The sequence below is a fragment of the Streptomyces sp. NTH33 genome, assembly GCF_003236365.1.
Lineage (GTDB): Bacteria > Actinomycetota > Actinomycetes > Streptomycetales > Streptomycetaceae > Streptomyces.
On record NZ_POTZ01001136.1, the window covers coordinates 1 to 430 of the forward strand.

Annotated in this window: 1 protein-coding gene; it reads right to left on the reverse strand. The window is 74.0% G+C overall.

Annotated elements, in window-relative coordinates; all coding sequences use genetic code 11:
• On the reverse strand, positions 1-430 hold a 430-nt coding region (locus C1I97_RS38845), incomplete at both ends, for a M1 family aminopeptidase (protein WP_258382962.1).

Genomic DNA, 430 nt, shown 5'->3' on the forward strand with positions numbered 1-430 from the left:
GGGTGGCGCCGCGCCGTCGCCGGGGACGTCGGTCTCGTAGCGCTCCCGTACGACGAGGGTGCGGCCGTCGGCGAGGTCGCGGTCGTAGACGCCGACGGTGACGCGGTGCGGGCGGCTGCCGTCGCGGTCGAGGGCGAGGGTCCACTCGCCGGGGCGGGCGTCGACGGTCGCGGTGAGCGTGTCGACGCCGGTGGTGCGCAGCCAGGCGTCGGCCCAGGCGTGGACGTCGCGGTCGGTGGCGGAGGCGAGGGAGTCGATGAAGTCGGCGAGGGTGGCGTTGGCGAACCGGTGGCGTTCGAAGTGGGTGTTGATGCCGGCCAGGAAGTCCTTCTCGCCGAGCCAGGCGACCAGTTGGCGCAGGGCGGAGGCGCCCTTGGCGTAGGAGATGCCGTCGAAGTTGAGCAGGGCGGAGGCGGTGTCGTGCACGGCC